We start from the raw sequence: 12,228 nt of genomic DNA, 5'->3' as shown, positions 1-12,228 counted from the left end.
AATCACCGCGATGCTCATCCCGCCGCCGCTGTCGCTGTACGTGCACCTGCCTTGGTGCGTGCGCAAATGCCCGTACTGCGATTTCAATTCGCACGAAGGCCGCGGGCCGCTGCCGTTCGAGGCTTATGTCGACGCGCTGATCGCCGATCTCGACCACGATTTGCCGCTGGTATGGGGCCGCACCGTGCAGACGGTGTTCTTCGGCGGCGGCACGCCCAGCTTGTTCCCGGCCGAAGCGGTCGACCGCTTCCTGCAAGCGGCTTCGGCGCGGCTGCGTTTCGCGCCGGGCCTGGAAATCACCCTGGAAACCAATCCCGGCACGGCCGAGCACGGCCGCTTCGAGCATTACCTCGCCGCCGGCGTCAACCGGCTCAGTTTCGGCGTGCAGAGTTTCGACGACGGCTGCCTGCGCCGGCTCGGCCGCATCCACGACAGCCGCGAGGCCGACTACGCGGTGAAATTGGCGCAAGACGCCGGCTTCGACAATTTCAATCTCGACCTGATGTACGCGCTACCCGAACAAACGCTGGCGATGGCCGAATACGACGTCGAGCGGGCATTGGCGCTGCAGCCGACGCACATCAGCCACTACCAGCTGACGTTGGAACCGAACACGCTGTTCGCGGCGCGGCCGCCGGCCGGCATTCCGGAACACGACGAAGCCTGGGACATGCAGGAGCGCTGCCAAGCCATGCTGGCCGAAGCCGGCTACGCGCAATACGAAATCTCCGCCTACGCGCGGCCCGAACGGCAATGCGCGCACAACCTCAATTACTGGCGTTTCGGCGATTACCTGGGCATCGGCGCCGGCGCGCACGGCAAGCTGACCCTGGGTTCGGAGCAGGCGATCCTGCGCCGCTGGAAGGCGAAGCATCCGGCCGAGTACCTGGCCAAGGCCGGCGGCGCCGGCGCGATCGGCGGCGACGAAAGGATTTCCGCCGAGCGCAGGCCTTTCGATTTCATGCTCAATGCGCTGCGCCTCAACGAAGGTTTTTCGCTCGCGGGCTTCGAAGCCACGACCGGATTGCCGCGCGCGGCGATCGCCGCCGAGCTGGCGACCGCGGCCGACCGTGGCTGGCTGTCGAACGACGGCGAACGCGTGGTGCCGAGCGAGCTGGGCCGGCGCTTCGCGAACGATGTCATGGAACTGTTCCTGCCGGACTGACCACGTTCGCGAGATCGCCCCTCTCCCGCATGCGGGAGAGGGCTAAATCGCCGCGAACGCGAAAACGCGAAGATTCACACCATGGAACCCGCATCGGCGCGATGATGCGTCCATGCTCGAATCCCGCACCCTGCGTTGCCCCTACTGCGGCGAGCGCTTCGAGGCGCTGGTGGACGCCAGCGCGGGCGATGCCGCCTATGTCGAAGACTGCCCGGTCTGCTGCCGCCCGATCGAACTGCGCTTGCGTCTGGACGAAGAAGGCGGAACCGGCGAATTGGAAGCCTTTCGCGGCGATTGAGCGCCGCGCTACCGGCCGTTGGCCGCCTTTCGGCCCCTATCGCGTTAGCCGTGGCGTATGGCGCTCGCGGCGCCGGGCATGCTATTTAACGAGGACGATTTTCGCAGGGGAGGCGAAAACGGGCAGGCCATGGTGCATTCCAAAGACAGCCAATTCGCGACTCTTGTCGGCAGCGATCTGCCGCCGCGCGTGCGTTCCGCGCTCGAACCCTTGTTGGCGGTGATTTCCGAGGAAATCGTGCGCGGGCTGGGCAAGATGCTGAACGAGCTCGAGCAGCAATTGTTCCAACAGGCCAACCACGCCCGCAACGCCTCCACCCAAGACGACCAGTTCAACGCGCTGCGCAACTTGCGCCTGACCCGCGCCGACTTCATTCCGCGCTATCTGCACGGACTCGAGGACGCGCTGGCGCGGGTGCGCACCGCGCGCGCGGAGAACGAAGAGCCCGTAGCCAAGCCGATCAGCCAGAATTGGCAGTTGGTCGAACACGACGCCGGCGACGAGGACATCCTGCTGCGCGATCTTTCGGTCCGCTACGAGTCGCGCGCCACGCTCACGCTCTACTTGCTCGGCCAGCGTTTCGGCGTGATGGCCGCGGCGCCCGCGTTCGAAACCGACCGCTTGCCGGTCGGGCCGCGCGCGCTGCTGCGCATCGCCCAGGAAACCTCGCAGTCCCTGCATCACGACAACGTGCTGCGCCTGTCGCTTTACCGCGCTTTCGAACATCACGTGCTGGCGGGCTATCCGACCCTGGTCGAGCTGATGAACGACACGCTCGGCAAGGCCGGCATCCTGCCCGGCTTGGAATTCGTGCCCGCACGGATCCGGCCCGCGGCCCAGGGCCGCGCCGAAACCGAAGCTGCGTCCGAAATCCGCGCCAAGCCAGCGGCCGCGCCGCGGCCGGCGGGCGAAGATGCGCAGGCGCCGTACACCGGTTGGCTCGGCCAAGCGAACGCGCCGAGTGCGGCCGACGATGCGATGCAGTTCGCGCTGCTGCAGCAATTGCTGTCCGGGCGCCGCGGCTTGATCGGCAAACTGCAGGCCGGCACTGCCGCGCCCGGCGCCGAAGCGCTCGCTGCGCCGGCACTGGACGAGATGCTGGGCACCCTGCAACGCAATCCGCGCAGCGCCGCGGCGCCGGAGCAGAAACGCTCGCTGCGCGACGTGCAGCAAGCGGTGCTGGCCATGGCCCGCCAACAACGCGGTTCGGCCGCCACGCTGTCGCGCGAGGACAGCGATACCTTCGACCTGCTCGGCCTGCTGTACACCGAACTGGAACGCGAAGTCCGCACGGACACCTTCGCCCGCGAATTGCTCGACCGCCTGCAGGTGCCGCTGCTGCGCCTGGCCCTGCAAGACCGCGCGTTCTTCGTGCGCAGCGAGCATCCGGGCCGCATGTTCCTGAACACCGTGGCGGAGTCCGGCGCATCCTGGCTGGGCGAGGACGGCGTGGATCCGCACTTCGAGAACCAGCTCGCCCAGACCGTCGAGCGCGTGGTCAGCGATTATCAAGGCGATGTCGGCGTCTTCGAGCAGGCCAACGCCGACCTGCAGCAGCAGTTGCAGGTGCAGGCGCGCCGCGCCGAGATCAGCGAACGCCGCCACGTCGAAGCCGCGCGCGGCAAGGAAAAGCTGGCGGTGGCCAAGCAGCGCGCCGCCGAAGTGCTGGACGGCATGCTCAAGGACCAGTCGCTGCCGCGCTTCGTGCAAACGTTGCTGCGCCAGGCCTGGGCGGACGTGCTGACCCTGGTGCTGCTGCGCAACGGCGAATCGTCGGAACTGTGGCGCACCCATCTGGACGCCACCAAACGCATCATCGAGGTCACTTGCGCCAAAGACTCCACACTCGACGCCGATCTGGCCACCCAGATCGAGCAGTCGATGCTGCAAGTGGGCTATCACGCCAGCGAAGCCACGGCGATGGCGCGTCAGCTCAGCCGCGCGCCGACCGAGAGCGACGACGCCACCTCGCGCACCGAACTGACGCTCAAGCTCAAATCGCATGCGCGCCTGGGCGAGGAAGTGGCCGCCAAGAAGACCGAATTGCGGCCGCGCACCAAGGAAGAACAGGCCTGCTACGAACATCTGCGCTCGCTGCCGTTCGGCACTTGGATGGAATTCGTCCACAACCAGCAAGGCGAGGCCACCCGCCGCCGCCTGTCGTGGTACAGCCCGGTCACCGACAACGCGCTGTTCGTCAACAACCGCGGCCAGCGTACGGCCGAGATGACTCTCGACCATCTCGCCCGGCTGATGGCGCAGAACCAGCTGCGCGTGATCACCGTGCAAGGCAGCCGTTTGGTCGACCGCGCCTGGCAGGCCACGCTGTCGGTGCTGCGCAGCTTTGCCGGCCAAAGCGAACAAGCTGCAGGGGGCGCACCGGCATGAACACGACCGCGAGTCCCGAATTCCGCCGCGCCCGCCGCCGCCGCGCGATCGTCCGCATCGACGTGGTGGATGCGATGACCGACGCGGTCATCGGCCAGCTCGGCAACTTGTCCGAATCGGGCCTGCTGCTGATCGCCAATGCGCCCTTGAACGAAGATGCGCTGTACCAATGGCGCTTCCGCTTGCCGCAACCCGGCGGCGGCGACGCCGAGATCGAATGCGGCGCGCAAGTGCTGTGGCTGGACCGGACCAGCGCCAGCGGCCAGCTCTGGGCAGGCGCGCGCTTCATCCTGCTGCCCAAGGCCGCGCATCAAGCGCTGAATGCGTGGGTCGACGCGCCGGGCGGCGAATTCGACTGAACCTCGGCCTTTCCGGCACCTGCAGCCGGAGGGCGGATGCGGCAAAATCGGGGTTCGCCTTCCCGAGATCCGCGATGCCCACGTCCGACCTGCGAACGCTGTACGCCGCACACCTCGCCGTCCTCGAAACGCGCGCGCAAGAAGCGCTGGCGCGCGGTGGCTTCGACCATCTCGTCGTGCCCAGCGGCAGCCTGCATTACCAATTGTTCGACGACCGCGATTACCCGTATGCGGTGAATCCGCAATTCAAAGCCTGGCTGCCGCTGACCCAGGTGCCGGACAGCTGGCTGGTGTACACGCCCGGCGACCGGCCCAAAGTCGTCTACCACCAGCCTTTCGATTATTGGCACGTGGTGCCGGAAGCGCCCAGCGGCGTATGGACCGAGCATTTCGACATCGCCGTCATTCGCACGCCGGAAGAAGCCCTGCAGCATCTGCCCAAGAACGCCGCGCGCTGCGCGATCCTGGGCGAAGCGCAGAGCGCGCTCGGCGGCTATGCGCCGAACAATCCGCAAGCGGTAGTCGACTATCTGGAATACCACCGCGCCTACAAGACGCCGTACGAGATCGCGACGATGCGTCAAGCGCAGCGCAAGGCCGTGCGCGGCCATCGCGCCGCCGAGCGCGCGTTCCGCGCCGGCGCCAGCGAATTCGGCATCCATCTGGCGTATTGCCAGGCGGTCGGCCAGGACGCGGTGGAGTTGCCCTACCGCAATATCGTCGCGCTCAACGAGCATGGCGCGGTGCTGCATTACACCGAACTGGGTCGATTGCCGCCCAAACCGGCGCGCAGTTTCCTGATCGACGCCGGCGCCAGCCACCACGGCTACGCGGCCGACATCACCCGCACCTACGCCGCGGACGCGAACGGCGAATTCCAAGCCTTGATCGATGCGGTCGACGCGACCCAGCAGAAGATCGGGCAGCTCTACCGCGCCGGCAACGACTACAAGCGCGTGCACCTGGATGCGCATCTGCTGCTGGCCTGCGTGCTGAAGGATTTCGGCATCGTCGACCTGTCGCCGGAAGCGGCGCTGGAGACCGGCGTCAGCTCGGCCTTCTTCCCGCACGGCCTGGGTCACGGCATCGGCTTGCAAGTGCACGACGTGGCCGGTTTCGCCGAATCCGACCGCGGCGGCAAGATCGCCAAGCCGGAAGGCCATCCCTACTTGCGCCTGACCCGGGTGCTGGAACCGGGCATGGTGGTGACCAACGAGCCGGGCCTGTATTTCGTGGATCTGCTGTTGGACGCGCTTAAGCAAGGCCCGCAAGCCGGCGCAGTGAACTGGGATCGCGTCGAAGCCTTCCGTCCCTACGGCGGCATCCGCATCGAAGACGAGGTGCTGGTCACCGACGGCGATCCGGTGAATCTGACCCGGCCGGCGTTCGCGGAAGCCGCATGACCATCCGCTGCGGCCGCTTTTGTAGGAGCGGCTTTAGCCGCGAGCTCTTCGCTTCAGATCGTGAAGCTGCAGCGATTTGAGGGAGAAAGCTCGCGGCTAAAGCCGCTCCTACAAAAACCCGGCGGACCTATACTCGGCGCCACTGCCGTCCGGTACCCGGAGCATGAGCGAGCCACGCCTCCCAACCGGCGCGAATCCGAGCCAGCATCGCATCTGGCTGCTGATCGCCTTGGCCTGCGTGGTGCCCGCCGCCCTGGACACCCTGCAAACCTGGATGCAAGCACGGCTGGCCGGCGAACCCGTGCGTTGGCAGAACTTGGTTTTCCAGGGCGCGGAATGGCTATTCCTCGGCGCATTGACGCCGATCGCCTATCTTTTGGGCCAACGCTATCCGCTCGGCCGCGGACGCTGGAAACGCGCGCTGCCAGTGCATTTGGCCGGCGCGTTCGCGTTGTGCCTGGGCTGGGCTTCGCTGGGTTTGCTGTTGGGCGTGGTGTTGCAGCGCTATCCCGCGCAAGGTCCGTTGCCGCAAGCGTATTTGAGCTGGATCCTGACCAGCGTGCCGTGGTCGGTGTTCATGTATTTCACCGTCCTCGGCTGCGTGCACGCGTTCCGCTATTTCCTGGAGGCGCGCGAACGCGAACTGCAGGCTTCGCGCCTGACCGCGCAATTGGCCGAGGCGCGCCTGGGCGCGCTGCGGATGCAGCTGAACCCGCATTTCCTGTTCAACAGCCTCAACGCGCTGCTGGTCCTGGTTCGCGACGGCAACCAGCGCGACGCGGCGCGGGTGCTGGAACTGCTCGGCGACGTCCTGCGCCAATTGCTGCGCTCCAATCAGCCCAACGAAGTGCCGCTGAGCGAGGAACTGGCTTTCATCGAACAATACCTGGCGATCGAGCAAGTGCGCTTCTCCGACCGCCTGGACGTGCGCTGGCGGATCGACGAAGCCGCGCGCGAAGCGCTGGTGCCCGGCTTCGTGCTGCAGCCGCTGGTCGAAAACGCGATCAAGCACGGCGTGGCCAAGCGCGCCGACGCCGGCAAGATCGAAATCGCGGCGCGCGCATCCGGCAATCGGCTGGAACTGTCGGTGCGCGACGACGGCGTCGGCTTTTCTTCGCCCGCCCAAGCGGAAGGAGGCGTCGGCTTGTCGAACACGAAGGAACGCCTGCGCACGATGTACGGCGCTCAGGCTTCGCTCGCGTTGAACAGCCCAGCGGGCGGCGGCGCCGAAGTCGTGCTGACGCTGCCTTTGCGCGTAGGGCCGGCGTGAACGCGATCCGCGCCGTGATCGTCGACGACGAGCCGCTGGCGCGACGCGGCATCCGGCAATTGCTGGAGCCGCACGGCGACGTGGAGATCGCCGGCGAAGCGCGCAACGGCCGCGAAGCGGTGCGGCTGCTCGAGGCCTTGCGGCCGGACTTGGTTTTCCTGGACGTGCAGATGCCGGAACTGGACGGCTTCGCCGTGCTGCGCCGGTGGCGGCCGGAGCGGCTGCCGGCGGTGGTCTTCGTCACCGCGCACGATGCGTTCGCGGTGCGCGCGTTCGAGGCGCATGCGCTCGATTACCTGGTCAAGCCCGTGCACGAGGCGCGTTTCGAGCTGGCGCTGACGCGGGTGCGCGAGCGGATGCGTTCGGCCGAAGCGCTGGCGTTGTCGCAACGGCTGTCGGCGTTGCTCGCCGACGGCTTCGACTTGGAATCGCTGGCGACAGACATGCGGCCTACGTCGCGTCCGCTGGCGATCGGCGCGACCGGCGGCGGCTTGATCTTCGACCCGTCGGAAATCGAATGGATCGAGGCCGAAGACTATTACGCAGCCGTGCATGCGCGCGGCAAACGCCATTTGGTGCGCGAATCGCTCGCTTCGATGCAAGACCGGCTCGATCCGGCTTGTTTCGTCCGGGTGCATCGCCGCGCGATCGTGAATTTGGCGCAAGTGCGGGGCTTGCAACCCGGCGAGGACGGCGGCGTGCTGCTCCGCGACGGGACGATCGTGCCGCTGAGCCGACGCAGGCGCGAGCAGGTTTCCGCGGCGATCCGGCGCTATGTCGATCTTATGGTCTGACGCTGCTACCGAGCTCTTTCGCTCGCTGCGCTCGAGCCCTCTCCCGCAAGCGGGAGAGGGAGTTGTCCGCCGCTCGCTGCAGGATTTTCGCCGCCCGCTGCATTGGCCTTGTCTCCGGCAACCCGCGCGCCTAGCCTCGATCCCGACCGAACCGGCAGCGAGGCACCCATGCGCCAGATCGTTCTTCCCGTTCTCCTCGTCGCCGCGAACGCCTGTCTGCCCGTCTTCGCCCAAAGCGATGCCGACAAACAAGGCGAACGACGCCAAGCGCTGATCGAAAAGCACGAAGGCGACTTCGACTACCTGCTCGGCGACTGGGAATTCACCGCCGACAACGGCGATTACGGCAAGCTGCGCGGCTATTGGAGCGCGGTGCGTCTGTCCGGCGGCCAGATCCTGGACGAATACCGCGTGGTCGGCCCGAAAGACGAGACCTATTACGTGACCACCACGATCCGCGCCTATAACCCCGGTTTGGACCGCTGGGAACTGATCGGCATGGACGGCGGCGGGCTGCAGGATTTCGGCACCGCCCGGCGCGACGGCGGCGAGATGCGGATCGAACAGCATTTCGGCGTGTCCGGTCCCCGCCCTTCGTTCTGGAAGATCCGCTACCACGATATCCGGGCCGACGCGTTCGCCTGGAGCGCCGACCGGTCGCTGGACGACGGCAAGACCTGGACAAAAAACCACCAGGTGCTGGAAGCTCGGCGGATCGGACCGCCGCGCAGCTTGCCCGCGTTCACGCCGCCGGGCAGGAAAGCGGGCGCGAAATCGCCGGGCGAGGAGTCCGCACCGTTATGAGCTTGAAAATTGATGGCATGACGCCGTTGCTGCAGGTGTTCGACATGCCGGCGTCGCTGGCGTTCTACCGCGACATCCTCGGCTTCGAGCGGGTTTCGGATTCCGGCGCGGGCGATGCTTCGGACTGGGTTTGGTTGCGGCTGGACGGCGTCGACTTGATGCTCAATACGCGCTACGAAGCCGAGCACCGGCCGGCCGCGCCGGATCCGGCGCGGATCGCGGTCCACGACGATACCGGCTTGTTTTTCGGCTGCCGCGACGTCGATGCCGCTTACGCGTATCTTCTGTCCAAGGGTCTGCGGCCGAAGCCGCCCATCGTCACCGGCTACGGCATGAAACAGCTGTACGTGAACGATCCAGACGGTTACGTGCTCTGCTTCCAACGGCAAGGGTGAATTCCTCGACAAGGCGATAGCCATGGCCAGAAACATCGTGCCGATGATCCATGTGCCCGACGTGCGCGCCACTGTCGCCTGGTACGAAAGCATCGGCTTTTATCTCGCGGCCGCCAACGAGGATTGCGGCGAGATGGATTGGGCGTCGATGACCTACGGCGATGGTCGGGTGATGTTCAGCGCTGCGGGACGCGCAAGCGACGCGGCGCGGCGGGAAGTCGATTTGTATGTCTATTCCGACGACATCGATGCTCTGCGCTCGCGCCTGGACGGGCGAGCGGAAATCGTTGAAGAGCCGCACGACACGTTCTACGGCATGCGCGAATTCATCGTCCGCGATTGCAACCGGTTCTGGGTCACCTTCGGCCAGCAACTGCCGTAAACACAGGGATGAGCACGGGCGACCGCAGCACCGACGATCTCTTCCGCGAAGCCGTCGAGGCGATCGATGCGGCCGATACGCATGCGTTGTCGCGACTGCTCGCGGCGCATCCGCCGCTGGCGCACGCGAGGCTCGAATCGCCGGGCGCCTGGTTGCGCGATCGAGTCGGCGATGCCTTGGAGGGCTATTTCCACCGGCCCTATCTGCTGTGGTTCGTAGCCGGCAATCCGGTGCGCAACGAGCGGCTGCCCAGCGATATCGCCGCGATCGCCGCGATGCTCGCCGAAGCCGCGCGCCACGCAGAGGATGCAGGTTTGCAGGAACAGCTGGACTACGCGCTGGGACTGATCGTGACCGGCCGAGTCGCCCGCGAAAGCGGCGTGCAGATCGCGTTGATGGACGCGCTGATCGACGGCGGCGCGCGTCCCGGCGACGGCATCGGCGCTTTGGGTGCGGCGAATCTGGAAGCGGCCGCGCATCTGCTCGATCGCGGCGGGACGCTCACCTTGGCCGGCGCGCTATGCCTGGGACGCCGCGAAGACGCCGCGCGGCTGGCGCGCACCGCGACGCACGAAGAACGCCAGATCGCGCTGGTCGCCGCCGCGGTCAACGGCGATGCGCAAGCGCTGGCCACGCTGATCGGGCTAGGCGTCGACATCGACGCCTACAGCATCGTCATCCATCCGCACGCCACCGCTTTGCACCAAGCGGTGGCGGCGGGTTCGCTCGGCGCCGTGGAAGTATTGGCGGGCGCCGGCGCGAGGCTCAATATCCGCGACAAGATCCACCGCGGCACGCCGCTGCAGTGGGCCGAATACGGCGGGCACGACGGGATCGCGCGCTATCTCCGCTCGCTTCCGTAGAGTCGAGCCTGCTCGACCGCTCTTCCCCACGTTGCAGAGAGGCTTCAGGAAGAAAAAAGCAGTCGAGCAAGCTCGACTCTACACAAGCAAGCTAGCGGGCCATCAACGCTTCGATTTCGTCCGCACTGCGTTCGAGCTTGCCGGTCAGCACCTGGTGCCCGTCTTTGGCGACGACCACATCGTCTTCGGTGCGGATGCCGATCCCGCGCCATTTCGCGTGCACCGATTTGTCGTCCGGCGGCACGTACAGGCCCGGCTCGATGGTGAAGACCATGCCCGGTTCGAGCAGCCGCGAGTCGCCGTCGATGCGGTATTCGCCGACGTCGTGCACGTCCAAGCCCAGCCAATGGCCGGTTTTGTGCCGGTAATAGCGCTTGTAGCTGCCTTCGGCCAGATTCTTTTCCAACTTGCCCTTCAGCAGGCCCAGCGTCAGCAGGCCCTCGGTCAGCGTTTCCACCGCGGCCAGATGGCCGGCTTCGTAAGGCACGCCCGGCCGCGCCTGCGCCAACGCGGCTTGCTGCGCGGCGCCGACCAGGTCGTGCAGCGCGCGCTGTTCCTTGCTGAAGCGGCCGTTGACCGGGAAAGTGCGGGTGATGTCGGCGGCGTAACCGCGGTATTCCGCGCCGGCGTCGATCAACACCAAATCCCCGTCCTTCGCCTGCGCGTTGTTGGCGCGGTAGTGCAGCACGCAGGCGTTGACGCCGGCGCCGACGATGCTGCCGTAGGCGGATTCGGCATCGTGGCTGCGGAACACGCGTTCGATCTCGGCCTGCAGCTCGTACTCGCGCACGCCGGCGCGCGCCGCGCGCATCGCCGCGCGGTGCGCTTCGACGCTGATATCGGCGGCGCGCTGCATCAGCTTCAACTCTTCCTTGGACTTGAACAAGCGCAGCTCGTCGAGCAGGTGGCCCAGTTCCAGGAATTCGTGCGGCGACTGCGCGCCCTGCCGCGCCTGGGCGCGGACCCGGTTGAGCCAGCCGATCAGCTTCAGGTCGAAGTCGGTGTCGCGCCCGAAGTGGTAGTAGACGCGGGTGCGGCCTTCGAGCAGGCCAGGCAGGATTTCGTCCAGATCGTCGATCGGATAAGCGTCGTCCAGACCGAGTTTTTCGACCGCGCCTTCCGGGCCGAAGCGCGGGCCGTCCCAAGCTTCGCGCTCGGGATCGCGTTCGCGGCAGAACAGCAGGCTTTCGCCGTGTTTGCGGCCCGGCACCAGGACCAGCACCGCTTCCGGTTCGGCGAAGCCGGTCAGGTACCAGAAATCGGAATCCTGCCGGTACGGGTAATGCGTATCGCGGCTGCGGATGCGCTCGGGCGCCGCGGGCAGCACCAGGATCGCGTCGTCGCCGGCGATCCGCATCAGCTGCTTGCGGCGCTTGGCGTAGCTGGTGAGGGGGATGCCGGTGGCTAGGCTCATGGGCTGCGAATCCGTAAGCTTTTTGTGGGAGCGGCTTCAGCCGCGAGCTCTTCGTTCCAGATGGTCGCGACCTGCGAACAAAAGCTCGCGGCTGAAGCCGCTCCCACAAAAAATCAATTCAAACGATGGCGATGGCGCGGGCCCATCACGCAGTCGCCGTGCAACAGCAGCGCGGCGACCCGCACGAACTCCTCGATCTCGGCGTAGGCCGCCTCGTCCTCTTCGTCGCCGTCCGGCTCGGGCGTGGCCGCGGCCAAACGCGCCAGATCGTCCAGCGCTTCGCGGCTTTCGTCCGTGAGCGGCGGATCCTTGCCCGCCGCCAAGCCGAAGCCGCCGAGGAAGCCGCGGCACCATTCGAACAAGGCTTCGCTGCGCTCGGCCAGCGGCGCGTCTTCGTCCGGCAGCAACAGGGCGAAGCCGAAATCGCGGTCCTCGAACTGCGTGCGGGTGACCGTGTTCATCGCGTCCAGCGCGCTGCCCGCTTCGGGCTTGGGCGCTTGGTCGTCGGCGAGCACTTTCGCCAGCCAATCGGGGCCGTCGCCGCCGCCGGCCAGCCAGCCGCACAAGGCGCCGTGCAATTCGGAAGGGGTCGCGGAAAGCTTCAGCGCCTGCGCTTGGGCATCGACACTGGACCAGCTGGGCAGTTCGTCGGACACGGGGTGCGCACGGAAGGGGTCTGCGCAGTGTAGCAAT

At 66.7% G+C, this 12,228-nt stretch carries 13 protein-coding genes; 11 read left to right on the top strand and 2 right to left on the bottom strand.

Annotated features, from left to right (window positions below; genetic code table 11):
- Positions 1-10 precede the first annotated feature (10 nt).
- The 11 genes from hemW to FCE95_RS11475 all read left to right on the top strand — a co-directional run bounded on the left by hemW (position 11) and on the right by FCE95_RS11475 (position 10,121).
- Positions 11-1,165 carry a radical SAM family heme chaperone HemW gene (hemW, locus tag FCE95_RS11525; RefSeq protein WP_137267155.1) on the top strand — a complete coding sequence of 385 codons (1,155 nt, stop codon included), beginning with the start codon at positions 11-13 and terminating at the stop codon, positions 1,163-1,165.
- Between the two features lie 112 nt (positions 1,166-1,277).
- Entirely contained in the window at positions 1,278-1,463 is a 186-nt protein-coding gene (locus FCE95_RS11520) for a CPXCG motif-containing cysteine-rich protein (protein WP_137267154.1), read from the top strand.
- Positions 1,464-1,592: 129 nt separating this feature from the next.
- On the top strand, positions 1,593-3,851 hold the full coding sequence (locus tag FCE95_RS11515) for a DUF1631 family protein (protein WP_189644734.1): 2,259 nt from the start codon (positions 1,593-1,595) through the stop codon (positions 3,849-3,851).
- Positions 3,848-4,210, top strand: coding sequence for a PilZ domain-containing protein (locus FCE95_RS11510; RefSeq protein WP_137267152.1), 363 nt, complete (start codon positions 3,848-3,850; stop codon positions 4,208-4,210). The genes FCE95_RS11515 and FCE95_RS11510 overlap by 4 nt, the downstream gene beginning before the upstream one ends.
- 74 nt (positions 4,211-4,284) lie before the next feature.
- Positions 4,285-5,613: a Xaa-Pro dipeptidase gene (gene pepQ, locus FCE95_RS11505; RefSeq protein ID WP_137267151.1), complete on the top strand. Its 1,329-nt coding sequence runs from the start codon at positions 4,285-4,287 to the stop codon at positions 5,611-5,613.
- Positions 5,614-5,776: 163 nt separating this feature from the next.
- Positions 5,777-6,883, top strand: a complete 1,107-nt coding sequence (locus FCE95_RS11500; protein ID WP_137267150.1) for a sensor histidine kinase — start codon at positions 5,777-5,779, stop codon at positions 6,881-6,883.
- Complete coding sequence (locus FCE95_RS11495; protein ID WP_137267149.1) at positions 6,880-7,677, top strand: LytR/AlgR family response regulator transcription factor; 798 nt, start codon at positions 6,880-6,882, stop codon at positions 7,675-7,677. The genes FCE95_RS11500 and FCE95_RS11495 overlap by 4 nt, the downstream gene beginning before the upstream one ends.
- 168 nt (positions 7,678-7,845) lie before the next feature.
- On the top strand, positions 7,846-8,481 hold the full coding sequence (locus tag FCE95_RS11490) for a hypothetical protein (RefSeq protein ID WP_137267148.1): 636 nt from the start codon (positions 7,846-7,848) through the stop codon (positions 8,479-8,481).
- Complete coding sequence (locus tag FCE95_RS11485; protein ID WP_137267147.1) at positions 8,478-8,876, top strand: VOC family protein; 399 nt, start codon at positions 8,478-8,480, stop codon at positions 8,874-8,876. The genes FCE95_RS11490 and FCE95_RS11485 overlap by 4 nt, the downstream gene beginning before the upstream one ends.
- A gap of 22 nt (positions 8,877-8,898) precedes the next feature.
- Positions 8,899-9,258, top strand: coding sequence for a VOC family protein (locus FCE95_RS11480; protein WP_137267146.1), 360 nt, complete (start codon positions 8,899-8,901; stop codon positions 9,256-9,258).
- A gap of 8 nt (positions 9,259-9,266) precedes the next feature.
- Entirely contained in the window at positions 9,267-10,121 is an 855-nt protein-coding gene (locus FCE95_RS11475; RefSeq protein ID WP_137267145.1) for an ankyrin repeat domain-containing protein, read from the top strand.
- Positions 10,122-10,212: 91 nt separating this feature from the next.
- On the opposite strand, the gene FCE95_RS11470 is transcribed toward FCE95_RS11475, so the two are convergent.
- Entirely contained in the window at positions 10,213-11,535 is a 1,323-nt protein-coding gene (locus tag FCE95_RS11470; RefSeq protein ID WP_137267144.1) for an aminopeptidase P N-terminal domain-containing protein, read from the bottom strand.
- Between the two features lie 113 nt (positions 11,536-11,648).
- Positions 11,649-12,191 (bottom strand): UPF0149 family protein, encoded by a 543-nt coding sequence (locus FCE95_RS11465; protein WP_223266872.1) that lies wholly within the window; start codon positions 12,189-12,191, stop codon positions 11,649-11,651.
- Between the last annotated feature and the right edge of the window lie 37 nt (positions 12,192-12,228).

Origin of the sequence: Luteimonas gilva (genome assembly GCF_005239095.1) — a bacterium.
GTDB classification, from domain to species: domain Bacteria; phylum Pseudomonadota; class Gammaproteobacteria; order Xanthomonadales; family Xanthomonadaceae; genus Luteimonas_C; species Luteimonas_C gilva.
The sequence above is the reverse complement of the archived record's forward strand: the minus strand, read 5'-3'. Positions and strand labels throughout refer to the sequence as shown.